Source organism: Modestobacter sp. SYSU DS0290, from assembly GCF_054050955.1.
Window position 1 is genome coordinate 103,811 of the sequence record NZ_JBJHAI010000003.1, and the last position, 16,016, is coordinate 119,826.

Annotated in this window: 16 protein-coding genes and 1 riboswitch; of the genes, 6 read left to right on the plus strand and 10 right to left on the minus strand. The window is 77.3% G+C overall.

Features of this window, described 5'->3' with window-relative positions; translation table 11 throughout:
* Positions 1-415: 415 nt before the first annotated feature.
* A complete protein-coding gene (locus ACI795_RS04970; RefSeq protein ID WP_457074109.1) occupies positions 416-562 on the minus strand; it encodes a hypothetical protein in 147 nt (48 codons plus the stop codon).
* A 348-nt stretch (positions 563-910) separates the two neighbouring features.
* Between ACI795_RS04970 and ACI795_RS04975 the strand changes: the two genes are divergently transcribed.
* Positions 911-2,755 (plus strand): gamma-glutamyltransferase family protein, encoded by a 1,845-nt coding sequence (locus ACI795_RS04975; RefSeq protein WP_457074110.1) that lies wholly within the window; start codon positions 911-913, stop codon positions 2,753-2,755.
* A gap of 3 nt (positions 2,756-2,758) precedes the next feature.
* On the opposite strand, the gene ACI795_RS04980 is transcribed toward ACI795_RS04975, so the two are convergent.
* Positions 2,759-3,868, minus strand: a complete 1,110-nt coding sequence (locus ACI795_RS04980; RefSeq protein ID WP_457074111.1) for a hypothetical protein — start codon at positions 3,866-3,868, stop codon at positions 2,759-2,761.
* A 93-nt stretch (positions 3,869-3,961) separates the two neighbouring features.
* Between ACI795_RS04980 and ACI795_RS04985 the strand changes: the two genes are divergently transcribed.
* Positions 3,962-6,511 (plus strand): SpoIIE family protein phosphatase, encoded by a 2,550-nt coding sequence (locus ACI795_RS04985; RefSeq protein WP_457074112.1) that lies wholly within the window; start codon positions 3,962-3,964, stop codon positions 6,509-6,511.
* Between the two features lie 32 nt (positions 6,512-6,543).
* Here ACI795_RS04985 and ACI795_RS04990 read toward each other — a convergent pair whose 3' ends face one another.
* From ACI795_RS04990 to ACI795_RS05025, 8 genes are all read right to left on the minus strand, one after another.
* The gene (locus tag ACI795_RS04990) at positions 6,544-6,984 is read right to left on the minus strand and encodes an ATP-binding protein (protein WP_457074113.1); all 441 of its coding nucleotides are present in this window, start codon (positions 6,982-6,984) and stop codon (positions 6,544-6,546) included.
* Positions 6,985-7,202: 218 nt separating this feature from the next.
* Positions 7,203-7,526: a DMT family transporter gene (locus ACI795_RS04995; protein ID WP_457074114.1), complete on the minus strand. Its 324-nt coding sequence runs from the start codon at positions 7,524-7,526 to the stop codon at positions 7,203-7,205.
* 79 nt (positions 7,527-7,605) lie between these two features.
* Positions 7,606-8,175 carry a thiamine phosphate synthase gene (locus ACI795_RS05000; protein ID WP_457074115.1) on the minus strand — a complete coding sequence of 190 codons (570 nt, stop codon included), beginning with the start codon at positions 8,173-8,175 and terminating at the stop codon, positions 7,606-7,608.
* The gene (locus ACI795_RS05005; RefSeq protein ID WP_457074116.1) at positions 8,172-8,987 is read right to left on the minus strand and encodes a thiazole synthase; all 816 of its coding nucleotides are present in this window, start codon (positions 8,985-8,987) and stop codon (positions 8,172-8,174) included. Before ACI795_RS05005 ends, ACI795_RS05000 begins: the two co-directional genes overlap by 4 nt.
* Position 8,988: 1 nt before the next feature.
* Complete coding sequence (gene thiS, locus ACI795_RS05010; RefSeq protein WP_457074117.1) at positions 8,989-9,192, minus strand: sulfur carrier protein ThiS; 204 nt, start codon at positions 9,190-9,192, stop codon at positions 8,989-8,991.
* Positions 9,189-10,307: a glycine oxidase ThiO gene (gene thiO, locus ACI795_RS05015; RefSeq protein ID WP_457074118.1), complete on the minus strand. Its 1,119-nt coding sequence runs from the start codon at positions 10,305-10,307 to the stop codon at positions 9,189-9,191. The genes thiS and thiO overlap by 4 nt, the downstream gene beginning before the upstream one ends.
* The gene (gene thiE, locus ACI795_RS05020; RefSeq protein WP_457074119.1) at positions 10,304-10,924 is read right to left on the minus strand and encodes a thiamine phosphate synthase; all 621 of its coding nucleotides are present in this window, start codon (positions 10,922-10,924) and stop codon (positions 10,304-10,306) included. Before thiE ends, thiO begins: the two co-directional genes overlap by 4 nt.
* On the minus strand, positions 10,921-12,255 hold the full coding sequence (locus ACI795_RS05025) for a purine-cytosine permease family protein (protein ID WP_457074120.1): 1,335 nt from the start codon (positions 12,253-12,255) through the stop codon (positions 10,921-10,923). The genes thiE and ACI795_RS05025 overlap by 4 nt, the downstream gene beginning before the upstream one ends.
* Positions 12,249-12,360, minus strand: a riboswitch (TPP riboswitch). It overlaps the preceding gene by 7 nt.
* Positions 12,361-12,469: 109 nt before the next feature.
* Here ACI795_RS05025 and ACI795_RS05030 point away from each other — a divergent pair.
* Genes ACI795_RS05030 through ACI795_RS05045 form a run of 4 tightly spaced genes read left to right on the plus strand, consistent with a single transcriptional unit; the run spans position 12,470 to position 15,967 of the window.
* Complete coding sequence (locus tag ACI795_RS05030) at positions 12,470-13,084, plus strand: thiaminase II/PqqC family protein (RefSeq protein ID WP_457074121.1); 615 nt, start codon at positions 12,470-12,472, stop codon at positions 13,082-13,084.
* Positions 13,081-13,713 carry a TenA family protein gene (locus ACI795_RS05035; protein ID WP_457074122.1) on the plus strand — a complete coding sequence of 211 codons (633 nt, stop codon included), beginning with the start codon at positions 13,081-13,083 and terminating at the stop codon, positions 13,711-13,713. Before ACI795_RS05030 ends, ACI795_RS05035 begins: the two co-directional genes overlap by 4 nt.
* 1 nt (position 13,714) lies before the next feature.
* Entirely contained in the window at positions 13,715-14,398 is a 684-nt protein-coding gene (locus tag ACI795_RS05040) for an ABC transporter ATP-binding protein (protein WP_457074123.1), read from the plus strand.
* A gap of 3 nt (positions 14,399-14,401) precedes the next feature.
* On the plus strand, positions 14,402-15,967 hold the full coding sequence (locus ACI795_RS05045) for a DUF6297 family protein (protein ID WP_457074124.1): 1,566 nt from the start codon (positions 14,402-14,404) through the stop codon (positions 15,965-15,967).
* Positions 15,968-16,016 lie beyond the last annotated feature (49 nt).

The following is a 16,016-nucleotide window of genomic DNA, read 5'->3' on the forward strand; positions in this document are numbered from 1 at the left end:
CGGAGGACGACATGGACGACGCTCAGCTGGTCGGGACGGCCCGCCCGGCCACCGCCGCAGCGCCGGCCATCGCCCGGACCGGTACGCCGTCGACCGCCGCCCGGCGCGACGCCAGGAGCACGCCCCGGCACCTGACCGGGCACCCGGCTCGACGGCCCGACGTCGGGCCCCGCGGGGCCGGTCACCGCGACGGCGACGAGTACGGCATGAGCGAGCTGGCCGCCGGGCTGGCCGTCGGCCTGGCGGTCGGCGTCCTCGGCCTGCGGACCAGCGGCCCCGCCGAGGTGCGGCCCGATGCCGCCCCGGTCCGCCGCGGGCTGCTCAGCCGGCCGCGGGCGCTCGTGGCACGCGCCGGCCGCTGGGGCGCCGGCCCGGACGGCGCGCACCTGGCCTGGAACCGGCCGCCGCAGCGGGTCTACCGGCTCACCGACGGCGCCGTCCGCCCGGCGCACCGCCCGGTGGCCGATCGGCAGCTGCCCGCGCCGGTGGCCGCGCCGGTGAGCCGGCCGCGGGTCGACCCCGAGCTCGAGGCGGCGATCGCCTTCGCCACCGACTTCAGCACCGACCTGCTCACCACCCCGGTGCGCCTGGCGCCGCCGGCTCCCCGCGTGACCGCCCCGCTGCGCGCGCTGGCGGCCCGGGTGCGCGGCGCGGCCCGCGCCGCCGCGGCGTGGGGCAGCGGCGAGCACGGCGCGCACCTGGCCTGGAACCGCCCGCAGCCACCCCTCGCCCGGCCGCTCGTGCTACCGGCGGAGAGCTCGCCGGCGCTGCCCGCCGACTGGCGCCACCGGGCGCCGGAGGAGGACGAGCCGGCGCCGGCCCGTGAGGCGCCGCGCAGCCCGGCAGCGCCGCCGCGCAGCGCGACCCGCCCCCGCCTCCTCTGGCCGGCCAGCCTCTCTAGGGTGACGGAGTGTTCACCACTCGGCCGGAGCTCGCCGGCACCTTCGGCATGGTCGCCTCGACGCACTGGCTCGCCAGCGCCGCGGGCATGGCGACCCTCGAGGCCGGTGGGAACGCGTTCGATGCCGCGGTCGCTGCGGGTCTCACCCTGCAGGTCGTCGAACCGCACCTCAACGGCCCGGGGGGCGAGGTCCCGATCCTCTTCGCCCGGAGCCCGCGGGCAGCCGGAGGCGAGGGCGGGACCTGGGCGGGAAGACCTGTGGTGCTGTCCGGTCAGGGCGTAGCCCCGGCCGCGGCCACCACCCAGGCGTTCGCCGACCTCGGACTCGGGCTCGTGCCCGGAACGGGTCTGCTGGCCGCCACCGTGCCCGGCGCCATCGGCGCCTGGCTCACGCTCCTGCGCGACCACGGCACCCTGCCGCTGGACGCCGTCCTCCGCTTCGCCATCGAGTACGCCGAGCACGGCCACCCGCTCGTCCCGCGGGTCGCCGCGACCGTCGCCTCGGTCTCCGAGCACTTCACCACGCACTGGCCTACCTCGGCCGCCACCTGGCTCGCCCCCGACGGCGCACCCCCCACCGCCGGCCGCCTGTTCCGCAACCCGGTCCTCGCCTCGACCTACCGCCGACTGCTCGACGCAGCGCGCGGACCCTCCCGAGAGGCGCAGATCGACGCGGCACTGGCGTCCTGGTACACGGGGTTCGTCGCCGAGGCGATCGACGAGTTCTCCCGGTCCCCGGTCATGGACGACTCCGGTCGTCCGCACCGCGGCTTCCTCACCGGGGAGGACCTGGCCAGCTGGCAGCCGACGTACGAGCCGCCGGTCACCTTGGACTGGCGCGGGTGGACGCTCGCGAAGGCCGGGCCGTGGTCCCAGGGCCCGGCGCTGCTCCAGGCGCTCGCGATGCTGGACGGCGTCCTCCCGGCGGGGACCGCGGCCCGGTCCGCCTCCGTCTCCGACGACGCAGTCACCGCCGAGGTGGTGCATGCCAGCGTCGAGGCGACGAAGCTGGCGATGGCCGACCGCGAGGCCTGGTACGGCGACGAGGAGAGCGTGCCGGTGGACGACCTGCTGTCGGCCGCCTACACCAGCGAACGGCGGGCGCTCATCGGCGACCGGGCCAGCACCGAGCTGCGGCCCGGCTCCCCCGGTGGGCGCCCGCCGCGGCTCCCCGCCTTCGTCACCGACACCTCCGGGCGGGAACGGCCCTCGACGGCCACGATCGCCGGCGTCGGTGAGCCGACGGTCGACACCCGCGGCACCACCCGCGGCGACACCTGCCACGTCGACGTCGTCGACCGCTGGGGCAACATCGTCTCGGCCACCCCCTCGGGTGGCTGGCTGCAGAGCTCGCCGGTCATCCCCTCGCTCGGCTTCCCGCTGGGCACCCGGGCGCAGATGTTCTGGCTGGAGCCGGGGCTGCCCAACTCGCTGGCCCCCGGCAAGCGCCCGCGCACCACCCTCACCCCGTCGCTGGCGCTGCGCGGCGGGGTGCCGTCGCTGGCCTTCGGCACCCCGGGCGGTGACCAGCAGGAGCAGTGGCAGCTGTGCTTCTGGCTGGCCCACGTGCACGGCGGGTTGGACCTGCAGGCGGCCATCGACGCGCCGGCCTGGCACACCACCAGCTTCCCGTCGTCGTTCTTCCCGCGCGAGATGGTCCCCGGCGAGCTCGTGGTGGAGTCCCGGATCGGCGAGGGCGTGCTGGCCGACCTGCGCCGCCGCGGGCACACGGTCACCGTCTCCGACCCCTGGTCGCTCGGCCGGCTCTCGGCGGTCTCGATCGACCCGGAGACCGGCGTGCTCAGGGCAGCGGCCAACCCCCGCGGGATGCAGGGGTACGCGGTCGGCCGCTGAGGGTCACCGAGGGACCTCCTCCTCGGCCAGCTCCTGCGGCACCACGGCGGCCAGCGCCCGGCGGATGGCCACCACCACGCTGCTGGCGGCGAACAGGTCGTCGTCGGTCTGCCGCCGGGCCGCCCGGAGGGCTCCGGCGAGTTCATGGAGCGCGTCGTAGGCCGCCCGGGTCTCGTCCGGATCGGCCGCGCTCGCCCCACCGTCGACCGAGCGCAGCACGCCGGCCAGCCGGGAGAGCGCCGCCGAGGCCGAGGGGCGCAGCGCCGGGCCCAGCGTGACCCGCTCCTGGTCGGCCCGCTCGGTTTCGGCCAGCAGCTCGGTCAGCTCCTCCACCAGCAGGGCCAGCCGCTCCAGCGCCCGGGCCTGCGCATACTGCCGTTGGGCGACCTGCCGGTAGCGGCGGGCGCGGAAGTTCCCCTTCCGGGCCTCGTCGCTCTCCTGCACCGCAGCGCGCATCTGGGCCAGCACCGGGTCGATGGTGTGGGTGCGCCGGCGCCACTCCGCCTCGGTGGGCGGGTGGTCGGCGGACAGCCCGTCGGCCAGGTCGTCGAGCTGGGCGGCCAGCACGTCGCGCAAGCGGGCCAGCTTTTCCTGGGCCGGGGCGAGCGGGAGCTGGGGGAGCAGTGCGGTGACCGCGATGCCGATCAGCGCGCCGAACATGATCAGCCCGACGTACCCGACGACGTAGTTGAACGGGTCACGGTTGCCGAAGATCAGCACGAACAGCGCCGCGGTCGGCACCCAGCTCCGCGCGCTGCCCAACCGGTTCCAGCCGGACAGCAGCACCCCGATCCCGATGACGGCGGCGATGCTGACCAGGTTCGGCGCTGCGACCGCATCGGCGACCAGGGCGATCACGGCACCCACGGCCACGGCGGCCACGGTCTGGAACGACTCGCGGGTCGAGCCGGCCAGGCTCGTGGTGGTGGCCAGCATCGCGCCCATGGGCGCGTAGTACGGGTAGTCGGCGGCCGGCCCGGGCAGCAGCTGCACCAGCGCCCAGGCGATGGCCGCCGCGACGGCGGCCTTGACCGCGAGGCCGGCTCGGGGGTGACGGGCCCAGGTCCGGCCGAGGGAGCCGGCACGCGGGCGGGGACGAGCAGGGAACTTCACCCCCGCCTTACTGCCCCCGCGGGACCGGGCAGAATCAGCTGACGGCACCGCGGCCAGACGGCCCGCGCCAGCCAGGGGTGGAGGCCGCCGAGGATGACGTCGCACGAGGTGCCGGGCACACGCCGCCGCGCTCCCGCCGCCACCGGCTCGCCCGGCCTGCAGCGGCTGACCGACCTGGCCGCCGCCCTGCTGCGGGCACCGTCGGCCGGGGTGGCGCTCGCCGGTGAGGTGCACACCGTGGTCGGCACGGCCGGGCGGCCGGTCTGGCGGGTGGGCACCCGGCGCCGGCTCGACGACACCCTCGGCGGGACCGTCGTCGCCGCCCGGGCGCCCCGGGCCTACCCCGACGTCCGCGCCGACCCACGGGTCGCCGATCTGCCCGCTGTGCGGGCCGGGCAGGTCGCCACCTACCTCGGCGTGCCGCTGTTCGACGCCGGCGGGGAGCACGTGGTGGGCGTGCTGGCCGTGTTCGGGGCGGAACCCCGCGAGTGGACCGCCGAGGAGGTGACGCTGCTCGAGCGGCTGGCCCACCCGGTGGTCACCGAGCTGGAGCTGGCCGCGGTCACCGCCGAGCTGGAGACCGGCCGGGTGCGGTGGGACCTGGCGATCGACGCCGCCGGGATCGGCAGCTTCGACTGGGACCTGGTCACCGACCGGCTGGTGTGGGACGACCGGCTGCTGGCGATGTTCGGCCACGACCGGACCGACTTCGCCGGCACCATCGAGGCGTTCCTGGCCCGCGTGCACGCCGACGACGTCGAGCGGGTGCAGGCGGCGCTGCAGTCGGCGGTCGACAGCTGCGGGTTGTACGACGTGGAGTTCCGGGCGGTGCTGCCCTCCGGGCAGACCCGCTGGGTCCGTGGCCGGGGCCGGGCGCTCGGCGACGACCGGGGCGTGGCCGTCCGGCTGATCGGTGCCGCCCACGACACGACGGCCGACCGGGCCGCCGACGCACGGATCGCCCGGGTGCTGGAGTCGATGTCGGCGGCGTTCTTCTCGCTGTCCCGCGACTGGCGCTTCACCTACGTCAACGGTGAGGCGGAGCGGCTGCTGGGCCGGTCGCGGGAGGAGCTGCTCGGCGGTGACCTGTGGGAGCTGTTCCCCGACGCGGTGGGCGGCGACTTCGAGGTCCACTACCGCGGGGCCATGGAGTCCGGGGAGCCGGCGGTCTTCCAGGCGTACTACCCGGCTCCGCTGGACAGCTGGTACGAGGTGCGCGCCTGGCCCGACCCCGACGGCCTGGCGGTGTACTTCCTCGACATCACCCAGCGCCGCCGCGCCGACGAGGCCGCGCGCCGCCGGGAGGAGCGCCTGGCGCTGTTCACCGACGTCACCGACGCGCTGTCCGCGGCGCTGGTCGAGCGCCGCGGCGCCCGGGCGGCGCTGCAGGAGCTGAGCCGGGTCGTCGTCCCGGGTCTGGGTGACTGGGTGATCGCCAGCCTGGTGGAGGAGGACGGCCGGCTGCACGACGTGGCCAGCTGGCACGCCGACCCGCGGCTGCGCCCGGTGGCCGCGCGCTACGCGGAGCTCCGGCTGGCGGCGCTCGACTCCACCGCACCGCTGGTCCAGGCGGTGCTCAGCGGCGGGGCCCGGGTCGTGCCCGACGTCGACGCCGCGGTCGGGGACGCGTTGCCGGAGGGGGAGGTCCGGGACGCCTACCGGGCGCTGCAGCCCGGCACCGCGGTGACGCTGGCGTTGCGTGCCCGCGGCCGGGTGCTCGGCGCCATCAGCGTGTACCGGGGCAAGGACCGCCTGCCGATGGACCTGTGGGACCGGGAGACGCTCAGCGAGCTGGCCGACCGGGTGGCGCTGGCGCTGGACGGCGCGGCGCTGCAGGAGCAGGAGCGGCGGATGGCCGAGGACCTGCAGCGCAGCCTGCTCACCGCCCCGCCGGAGCCGGACCACATGGAGATCGCCGTCCGGTACGTGCCGGCGGTGCGGGCGGCCCAGGTCGGCGGTGACTGGTACGACGCCTTCCTGCAGCCCGACGGGGCGACGGTCGTCGCGATCGGGGACGTCGTCGGGCACGACACGGTGGCCGCCGCCGCCATGGGGCAGCTCCGCAGCCTGCTGCGCGGCATCGCCTACAGCACCAGTGGCGGGCCCGCCCGGGTGCTCGGTGACCTGGACCGGACCATCGAGGGCCTGCAGGTGCGGGCGCTGGCCACCGCGGCGGTGGCCCGGTTCGAGCAGACCCCGGAGGACCGCGGACGGGGTGAGACCCGGCTGCGCTGGTCCAACGCCGGGCACCCGCCGGTGCTCGTGCTGGCCCCTGACGGCCGGGTCCACGTGCTGGCCACCGAGCGGGCCGACCTGATGCTCGGGGTGGTCCCGACCGCGCCGCGCAAGGAGCAGGTGGTGACCCTGACCCCGGGCGCGACGGTCGTGCTGTACACCGACGGGCTGGTCGAGGGCCCGGACCTGCCCCTGGACGACGGCGTCGCCCGGCTGACCGCCCTGCTCGCCGAGCTGGGGGGCCTCACCCTCGCCGAGCTCTGCGACCAGCTGGTCGCGCGGATGCGGCCCGGGGGGTCGGAGGACGACGTCGCGCTGGTCGCGGTGCGGCTGCACCCGGAGGACCAGCCGCGCCCCGCGGAGGCCGGGCCGCAGGTCGTGCCGCAGGCGCTCCCGCCGATCGGCTGAACGAACGCGCTCGCGGCGGCCGGCGGGGGAGCTCAGCAGCGGGGGAGCAGGGCCCAGACGCTCTTCTGGCCGTCGGCCAGGTGCCAGCCGTGGTCGTCGGCCATCTCCGCGATGAGGTAGAGACCCAGGCCGCCCTGGCTCGGGTCGCGGCCGACGGCGGGCTGGGGCGGGCGGGTGGCCGCGGAGTCGCGCACCTCGATCAGCCACGCCCGCGGGGTCTGCTGCACGCGGGCGCGGACGCCACCGCCGCCGTGCCGCAGGGCGTTGGAGGCCATCTCGTCGAAGGCGAGGACGACGGCCTCGTCGAGCTCCTCTGCGCGGGCGTCACCGCCGGAGCGCGCGGCCAGCCCGCGGCGCAGTTCGGCGCGCACCCGGGGGAGCTCGGCGACCGTGCTGAGGTCCCAGCTCCAGCCGTCCCCGGCCGGTGGGGGCGGCGACGAGGGCCACGCCAGGCGCGCCGTCTCGCCGCTCACTCGGTCTCCTCGCACTCCGACCGTCGGCTGCTCGACGGGCGACCTACTGTCTTGGCTCGGTCGGGCACGGGCAAACATCCACTCGATGTGAGGCACGTCTCATGACGGTCGTTGGTCGTGCCCGATCCGGCCGCGGCCGACGCTAGGGCACCCGATCGCCGGACAGCGGGCGGGCCTTCAGACGGACACGTTCCGTAGTCACACCTGTCCCAGCGGTGTCAGTGCCCGGTGCCGCCGAGGTTGAGCAGCACCACGCCGACGACGACGAGCACGAGGCCGGCCACCTGCCACCCGGACAGCGACTGGCCCAGCAGGGTCGCACCGATCGCGGCGACCGCGGCGGTGCCCGCTCCCGACCAGATGGCGTACGCGACGGCGACCGGGACGGTCTTCACCACCTGGGCCAGCAGCACGAACGAGACCGCGTAACCGGCGAGCACGGCCACCGTGGGCAGCGGCACGGTGAACCCGGCGGTGCGCGGCAGCAGCGAGGTCGCCGCCACCTCGCTGGCGATGGCGCAGACGAGCAACAGGTAGGCCACGCCCCGATCCTGCCGGTGGATGCCGCCCGGCCGCCCGACCGCGCCCGGGTCCGGGTCGACCCGGGCGAGGCGCGGACCCTCAGGCCAGCGCGGCCAGGTGCTCCCGGACGACGGCCGGCGCCCGCATCACCGCGCCCATCACCGCGACCCCGTGCGCCCCCGCGGCCAGGCACCCGGCCACGTCGCCCGGGGTGATGCCGCCCAGCGCGTACACCGGTGGCGCACCGGTGCTGAGCCGGGCGAGGCCGGTGAGCCCCAGGGCCGGGCCGTACCCCGGCTTGGACGGCGTGGGGTTGACCGGGGAGACGAACACCCAGTCGCACCCCTCGTCCGCCGCCTGCGCCACCTCGGCGGCGTCGTGGCAGGAACGCCCGACCAGCGCCGGCCGCGGCTCGGGGAAGGGGTCCGCCGCGGCCAGGTGGACGGCGTCCCGCCCGGTGCTGCCGGCGCGGACGAGCAGCCCGCCGACGGGCGCGAGCACCGCGGCCAGCTCGTCGGCCAGCCGGTCCCGCTCGGGCTCGGGCAGGTCCTTCTCCCGCAGGACGACGGCGCGGGCGCCGGCCGCCACCGCCAGGGCGACGGTCCCCACCAGCGGACCGGCGCACTGGTGCCGGTCGGTGAGCACCAGCAGCCGGGGCAGCCCGGTCACAGCTCGGGCAGCCCCGCCATCGGGGTGGAGGCCTCGGCGTGCCACCGGCGGGGGATCCGGCCGGCGGTGCGGGCCAGCCGCCCGCCCTCGACGGCCTGCCGCATGGCCAGCGCCATCCGCTCCGGGTCCCGCGCCCGGGTGACGGCGGAGGCCAGCAGCACCGCGTCGCAGCCCAGCTCCATCGCCAGCGCGGCGTCGGAGGCGGTGCCGATGCCGGCGTCGAGCACCACCGGGACGTCGACCGCCTCCCGCAGCAGCGCGATCGAGTGCGGGTTGCGGATGCCGAGCCCGCTGCCGATCGGCGAGCCGAGCGGCATCACCGCGGCGCAGCCGGCGTCGGCCAGCCGGCGGCCGAGCACCGGGTCGTCGGTGGTGTACGCGAGCACCTGGAAGCCGTCGGCCACCAGCTGTTCGGCGGCGTCCAGGAGTTCGACGGCGTCCGGCAGCAGGGTGTGCTCGTCGCCGATCACCTCCAGCTTCACCCAGTCGGTGCCGAACGCCTCCCGGGCCAGCCGGGCGGTGAGCACCGCCTCGCGGGCGGTGAAGCAGCCGGCGGTGTTGGGCAGCAGCCGGACGCCGCACTGCTCGAGCACCTGCAGCATCGCGCCGCTGGCGGAGGCCTCCACCCGGCGCAGGGCGATCGTCACCAGCTGGGTGCCCGAGGCGCGGATCGCCCGCTCGAGCACCTCCAGGCTGGGCACGCCGCCGGTGCCCAGCAGCAGCCGGGAGCGGAAGGTCTCCCCGGCGATGGTGAAGGTGTCGCCGGACTCCTCGGCGGCCAGCGCCGCGCCCAGCTCCTCGGTGGTGCTCACGTCAGCCTCCTGCGGTCGGGGCGAGCACCTCGACGGTGTCGCCGGCGGTGAGGGGGGTCGCGGCCCAGCTGCTGCGCGGGACGACGTCGCCGTTGCGGGCCACGGCGACCCGGTCGTGGCCGGCGGCGCGCTGGGCCACCAGGTCGGCGACGGTGGCGCCGTCGGGCAGCTCGGCGGGGGCGCCGTTGACGGAGAGGGTGATCATGCGGTCCTCCCGAACCGGTCGGCGGTGAAGGACGACGCGATCGCCGGCAGCTGCCCCGTGGTCAGCTGCTCGGCGATCACGTCGCCGGTCACCGGGGTGAGCAGGGCCCCGTTGCGGTGGTGCCCGGTGGCCAGCACCAGCCCGGGCAGCGACGAGGCGCCCAGCAGTGGGGCGTTGTCGGCGGTGCCGGGGCGCCAGCGGGCCAGGGTCTCGGTGAGCTCGAGCTCGGCGACGTCCGGGACGACCTCGATCGCGTCGTGCAGCAGCTCGTGCACCCCGCCGGCGGTGACCCGGGCGTCGAAGCCGCGGTCCTCGACGGTGGCGCCGACGATCAGCCGGTCGCCGCCGTAGGGCACCAGGTAGACGTGCCGGCCGCGGACCAGCGCCCGCACCGTGCCGCCGAGCAGCCCGGCCGCCCCGGCCAGCCGCAGGATCTGGCCCTTCACCGGGCGCACCGGCAGCGGCGGGACGCCGGGCAGGCCGCTGCTGTGCGCGCCCAGGGCGAGGACCACGGTGCCAGCGGCCAGCTCTCCGCCCCCGGCCAGCGTGAGCCCGGTGGCCCGGCCGGCGGTCACGGTGAGCGCCGACGCCCGGTCCCGGACCAGCTGCACCCCGGCCGCGGAGCAGGCGGCCAGCAGGACGGCGTGCAGGGCGCGGCCGTCGACGGAGTGGTCGCCGGCGACGGCCAGCCCGCCGCGGACCCGCGGGGTGAGCGCGGGTTCCCGGCGACGGGTCTCCCGGGGGGTGAGCCGCGCGGCGTCCAGCCCGAGCTCGGTCTGGAAGGCGTGCAGCTCGTCGAGCTGGCGGACGTCGTCGGCGTCGAACCCGACGACCAGGGTGCCGGCGGTGCGCAGCTCCACCGGCAGGCCGGTGACCTGCTCCAGCTCGGCGACGAAGGCCGGGTAGCGCTGCAGCGACGCCACGCACAACCGCAGCAGCGCCTCCTCGCCGTAGGCGGCCTCGGTGACCGGGGCGAGCATCCCGGCGGCCGCGGCGGAGGCCCCCGCGCCGGGTGCGTCGTCCACGACGGTGACCGACAGCCCGCGCTGCGCGGACCGCCAGGCCACCGACAGGCCGATGAGCCCGCCCCCGGCGACGACGACGTCGAGGCTCACGGCGCGCCCCCGAGCTGCCGCAGCAACTCCCGGGTGGCGGCGGCCGGGTCGGCGGCGGCGGAGACCGCGCCCACGACGGCGACCCCGGCGGCGCCGGCGGCCAGCAGCTCCGGCACCCGCGCGGCGGTGACCCCGCCGATGGCGACCACCGGGACGTCGACGGCGGCGGCGACCTCGGCGATGCCGGCCGGGCCGAGCGCGTCGGGCAGCCCGGTCTTGGTCGTCGTCGGCCAGGCGGGGCCGACGCCGAGGTAGTCGGCGCCCTCGGCGACCAGCCGGCGGGCGAGGTCCGGGTCGCGGCAGGTGCCGCCGAGCAGGTGCCCGGGGCCGGCGACCCGGCGGGCGGCGGCCAGCGGCAGGTCACCGGCGCCCAGGTGGGTCCCGTCGGCGCCGACCGCCAGGGCGACGTCCACCCGGTCGTTGACCAGGCAGGTCGCCCCGGCTGGGGCGCAGACCGCCACGACGGCGCGGGCGAACTCGTACAGCTCCCGGTCGGTGCCGCCCTTGGCGCGGACCTGCACGACCGGCGCCCCGGCGGCGACGGCGGCCTCGACCGCGGCCAGCGCCGCCGGCCCGCCGCGGGCGTCGGTGAGCACGTGCAGCCGGCCCAGGGTCACGACCGGCGCCCCCGCAGCAGCGCCGGGGCCCGCACGACCAGGGTGAGGAGCACGGCCACCGCCAGGCTGACCAGCGACGCCGACCAGCCGTTGGCCGGGTCGATGCCCAGGTCGGTCTGCCGCGCGGTCCACCACGCCGTCCAGCTCGCTCCCGGGCCGGCGAAGTACGTGGGCAGGGTGAGCTGGTAGGCGATGAAGCCCGCCACCCACGGCAGCAGCAGCTCCAGGCGGGCGGGTGCCGTGTCGGAGGTGTCCCAGGCCCCGCGGGGGAGCAGCCAGTAGGCCACCAGGAACACCCCGGCCAGCGGCACGAACACCGCGCCGATCAGGAAGAGGAACGGCTCGTAGGCGGCGATGTCGAAGGTCAGCGCCAGCACGGTGGCCACCGCGCCGACGACCAGGACGAGCACCCGCCGGTCGGCCCGGGCGACGACGTTCTGCGCGGAGACCGCCGTCGAGTACAGGTTCGCGAACGCCTCGTCCAGCTCGACGACGACCAGCAGCAGCACCGCCAGCGCGCCCAGCGGCACGGCCAGCAGGGCGTCGACGACGTCCAGGCCGGCGCTGCCGTAGGCGGCCAGCGCGAGCACGCCGAGGGTGAACATCACGACGGTGGCGATGCCGTACCCCACGCTCGCGCCGACGCCGGCGGCCCGGCTGCTGCGCACGTGCCGGCTGTAGTCGGCAGCCAGCGGGATCCAGGAGACCGGCAGGGCGATGACGATGTCGGCCGCCGTCCAGAACGAGGTGGCGCTGCCCTCGGTGAGCTCGGGGAGCGGCTCGCGGAGCACCTGCACGTAGAGGTAGACCAGCGCGGCGAGCGCCGCCCACACCGCGTAGCGGGCGAGCACCCGGACGACGCCCAGCGGCCGCAGCGCCATGGCGGTGGCCAGCACGCCGGCGCCGAGGACGAAGGGCCAGCGCGGGGCGTCGAGCACCCGGGAGGCGGCCTCGGCGATGATCACGATCTCGAAGGTGGCCCAGCCGATGCACTGCACGAGGTTCAGCGCGGTGGGCAGGTAGGAGCTGCGCCGGCCGAGCAGGCCGCGCAGCAGCACCATGGCCGGCACCTGCTCGCGGGCGCCGGCCGCGGCGGTGGCGCCGAGCAGGGCCGCGCCGATGACGGCGCCGACGACGATGGCGCCGATCGTGACCGCGAGCGAGCGACCGGGCAGGACCACGTAGACCGCGGCGACCGGCAGCAGCAGGCTGATCCCGAGGTTGCCCCACAGGCCCAGCGAGTCGCGCAGGCCGAGGGTGCGCGGGGGCGCCTCGGTGAGGGTGAGGGGGGCGTCCCCGGCCACGGGGGACGGGTGGGTGGGGGTGCTCATCAGGTGTCGCTCCCTACGCCGGCATTACCCGGTCAGGTTCCAGCGGTCGGCGGCGCTCAGCCGCCCTCTCAGCCCGGTTCCGCCCGAGCTCCCGCACATGGCATCGGCCATGACGCCCGTCACCCTAGGCCACCGGGGCGCGCGGACCCGCCGCCGGGGAACCCCGCCGTCCGGAACTCGGCTGCCGGGGGCCGGTCTGGCTAGAGTCCCGCCCGTGCCGGTCGACGAGCTGCTGTCCCGTTCCCCCATCGCCTGGCGGGCTGCCACCGCGCACCCGTTCCTGACCGGGGTGCGCGAGGGGACCGTGCCGGTCGCGGCCTTCGACACCTGGCTGGTGCAGGACGCCCGGTTCGTGGCCGACCTGCTGCGCTTCCAGGCCCGGTTGCTGGCCCGCGCGCCCCGCCCGGCGCAGGCGGTGCTGGCCGGGGGCCTGGTCGCGCTGGTCGAGGAGCTGGCCTGGTTCGAGCAGCTGGCCGGAGCCCGCGGCCTGGACCTGGAGGCGCCGACACGGTCGGCCACCACCGCCTACGCCGAGCTGCTGGCCCGGCTCGACGGCGCCGACGTCCCGACCGGCCTCACCGCGCTGTGGACGATCGAGCGCACCTACCTCGACGCCTGGTCCGGCGCGCTCCCCGGCGCACCGCAGTACCGGGAGTTCGTCGAGCACTGGACCGCGCCGGGCTTCGCCGGGTACGTGGCCGGGCTCGCCGCGGCCGCCGACGCGTTCCCGGCGGCCGCCGCCGACGCGGAGGCGGTGTTCGCCGAGGTGGTCACCGCGGAGATCGCCTTCTGGGACATGGCGATGGAGGCGGCGGGGGCCGCGGCGTGAGCGTCGCCGCGGAGCTGTGGGCCGCCGACGCCGATCTGGCCGCGGCTGCGCTGGCGCACCCGTTCGTGCAGGGCATCGCCGACGGCACGCTGCCCCGGGAGCGGTTCGCCGGGTACGTGGCCCAGGACGCCTTCTTCCTCGACGCCTTCGCCCGCGCCTACCGGCTGGGTGCGGAGAGCAGCGGTGACCCCGGGGTGACCGCGGTGCTCGCCGACCTGCGGGCCGGGGTGCAGGAGGAGCTGCGGCTGCACGGCGGTTACGCGCAGCAGTGGGGGATCGACCTCGCCGACGTGCAGCCGCTACCGGCGACGTCGGCCTACACGGAGTTCCTCCTCGATGCCGCCGGGCGGGGGGACCCGGCGCTGACCTGCGCGGCGATGACCCCGTGCATGCGGCTGTACGCCCACCTCGGCCAGCAGCTGGCCGACCGGGCGCACGGGCCCTACCGGGAGTGGGTGGACACCTACGCCGCCCCGCAGTTCGAGGAGCTGGCCGCCACCCTGGAGCGGCTGCTCGACCGGCTGTGCGCCGACGCGTCCGAGGACCGGCTCACCGCGGTGCGGGCCGCCCACCGCCGGGCCATGGAGCTGGAGGTCGGCTTCTTCGACGCCGCGTGGAGCGGTGCCTGAGGTGGCAGGGCTCCTGACGGCCGAGGAGCTGCTCGTCGGCTACGCGGAGGGCGAGCCGGTCTGCGCGCCGGTCAGCGTCACGGTGCCGCCCGGGACCGCGCTGGGGCTGGTGGGGCCGAACGGCGCGGGCAAGTCGACCGTGCTGCAGACCCTGGTCGGGCTGCTCCCGCCGCTGGGCGGCACGGTGCGCTACGCCGGGGAACCGGTCGACGAGCGCTCGGCGGCCTTCCGCGCCGAGGTGGCCACCGTGCTGGACGAGGACGCCTTCTTCCCGGCGCTCACCGGGGTGGAACACCTGCTGCTGACCGCCCGCGGGCACGGCGTGGCCGACCCTGAGGACGTCGTCGCCCGGGAGGTCGAGGCGTTTGGGCTGGCCGGGCGGGCCGAGGCGCTGCCCTCGGCGGTCTCCTCCGGGCAGCGGCGGCGGCTCGCGCTGGCCGCGGCGCTGGTGCGCCCGGCCCGGCTGCTGGTGCTCGACGAGCCCGAGCGCCGGCTGGACACCGGGATGCGCCGGCAGCTGGCCGCCCGGCTGCGCGACGACGTCGCCGCCGGCGCCACGGTGGTGTTCGCCAGCCACGACCCGGAGTTCCTCCGCACCCTGGCCGACGCCGTGCTGGTCGTCGACGACGAGGAGTGCCCGCTGGTCTCCCCGGACGACGCCGTCGCCGCGCTGTCCGAGGGCTGAGCGTTGACCGCCGTCGTCGCCGTCGTCGCCGGGACCGCGGGGCTCAGCGGCGCCGCCGTCCGCCGGGTCACCCGGCGGGCGGCCGCGGCGCGGGCCGACACCAGCTGGGCGACCCTGGTCGGCGACGTCGTCGGCTGGCTGACCTCGCTCGGCATCCTCGTCGCGGTGGTCGGCGGGACCGTCTCCAGCCTCCGCGACCAGATCGCCGCCCGCCCGGCGACCGGGACGGCGGTGCTGCCGGGCGCGGTCACCTCCGTGGTCGCCGCGGTGCTGGTGGTCGCCGGGCTGGCCTGGGTGCTGGCCCGGCTGGGCCCGGTCAGCGCCACCCCGGCCGCGGCCGTGTGGTGGCTGCCGCTGCCCGCTGACCGGCGCGGGCTGCTGCGCGGTGAGCTCGTCCGGGTGGTGCTGATCGCGGCGACGGCGGCCGCGGTGGTCGTCGTCCCGGTGCTGCTCGCCGTGCCGGTCGCCCCGGCCGCGGCCGACGTGCTGGTCGGGGTGGCGGCCGCGGCGCTGCTCACCGCGGCCGGCGCCGGGCTGCTGGTGGTGCTCCAGGCGGCCGGCCGGGGCCGCCGGCTCCCGGCCGCCGCGGGTGCGCTCGCCTGCGCGGCGGTGGTGGGCGCCGCCGGAGCCGGGACGGTGCTGGCCGCGGTCGGCGCCGGGCCGCTGACCGGGTGGGCGGTGCGGCCGACCGGGACGCCGCTGGTGTCGACCACCGTCGTCGCCGGGGTGCTGGCAGTGCTCGGTGTGCTCGCCGCGGACCGCCGGCTGGACCGGCTGCGCGCCGGTGACCTGCGGGCCCGCGGCGAGATCGTGCAGTACGCCACCGCCTCGACGTTCTCCCTGGACACCCGCGAGCTCGGCCGGGCGCTGGCCAGCTCGCCGCGGGCGCCCCGGCGGCCCCGCCGCTGGCGCCGGGTGCACGGCCCGGCCACCGCGGTCCTCGCCGCCGACCTGGCGGTGCTCACCCGGTCGCCGTGGCGGTGGGGGCAGCTGGCCGTGGGCGCGGCACTGCCGGTGCTGGCCGCCCGCACCGCCGGCCTGGGGAACCTGCCGGCGCTGGTCGCGGTCGTCGTCGTCCTGGGGTGGGCACTGGCGGCGGTGGCACTGGGCGAGCCCAGCCGGCGGGCGCAGGCCTCCCCGGCACTGGACCGGATGCTGCCGCTCTCGGCCGACGGCGTCGTCCGGCTGCGGTCGGTGGTGCCGCTGGCCGCGCTGGTGGTGGTTTGTGGGCTCTCCGGTGCACTGATCGGCCAGGGCACCGGGGCGGTGGCGGTGTGGGCCGGGCTGGGCGTCGCGGCCGCCCCGGCGTGGGCCGGGGCCGCGGTGCGCGGTGGGTACCGGCCGGAGCTGGACTGGTCCGGGCCGGTGGTGGCGACCCCGATGGGCGCGGTGCCCACCGGCGTGGGCCAGACGCTGGTGCGCGGGATCGACCTGGGCGTCGTCGGCACCGTGCCGTTCGGCATCGCCCTGCTGGTGGGCACGCCGTCGGCGGTGTGGGTGCCGGCGCAGCTGGCCTGGGCGCTCGCCGTCGGCGCCCTCGCCGTCCTCACCGCCCGGCCGAAGGACTGACCGCCGCCCGGGTGTAAGCACAGGGGTGACAGCACACGCACGACAGCAC

Bases quoted from the DNA above. Each gene is read 5' to 3' on its own strand.
- ACI795_RS04985 (WP_457074112.1), top strand. From the start codon at position 3,962: ATGACGTCGCACGAGGTGCCGGGCACACGCCGCCGCGCTCCCGCCGCC.
- thiS (WP_457074117.1), bottom strand. From the start codon at position 9,192: ATGATCACCCTCTCCGTCAACGGCGCCCCCGCCGAGCTGCCCGACGGC.
- ACI795_RS05025 (WP_457074120.1), bottom strand. From the start codon at position 12,255: ATGAGCACCCCCACCCACCCGTCCCCCGTGGCCGGGGACGCCCCCCTC.